Annotated in this window: 1 protein-coding gene; it reads left to right on the top strand. The window is 55.9% G+C overall.

Annotated features, from left to right (window positions below; all coding sequences use genetic code 11):
- Positions 1-174: 174 nt before the first annotated feature.
- On the top strand, positions 175-390 hold a 216-nt coding region (locus tag ACEWB7_RS18610), incomplete at its 3' end, for an ATP-binding cassette domain-containing protein (protein ID WP_411581177.1).

The following is a 390-nucleotide window of genomic DNA, read 5'->3' as shown; positions in this document are numbered from 1 at the left end:
CTCCAAAGCATAGCGGCTTTTCGGCGCTTCGCCAGCCGCCAGCATGCCGCACGCGTTGAGCCGCTGGCCGTCGCTCTTTCACGCCAGTTCACGCTTTGTTCGCAATACCGTCATCGAAATTTCATATAAAGACCTATTAATAGTGGCCAGTTAATGACGAACCTGGACACTCTTATGAACAGCTCTCTTGCCGCGGTGGCAGAAACTGATTACCAGCCGTTCACCGATCTCGCTGCCGGCCGGCAGCGGAAGGTCTTAAGCGTGCGTAATCTGAGTAAAGCTTATCAAGCCCAGCACAAAGTGCTGGACGGCATCAGCTTTGATCTGCACGCCGGGGAAATGGTCGGGGTCATTGGCCGCTCCGGCGCCGGTAAATCGACGCTCCTGCAT

Origin of the sequence: Acinetobacter sp. NIOH-H-8 (assembly GCF_046635365.1) — a bacterium.
In the GTDB taxonomy this organism is placed as follows: domain Bacteria; phylum Pseudomonadota; class Gammaproteobacteria; order Pseudomonadales; family Moraxellaceae; genus Acinetobacter.
This window is presented reverse-complemented; position numbering and strand designations above follow the sequence as displayed.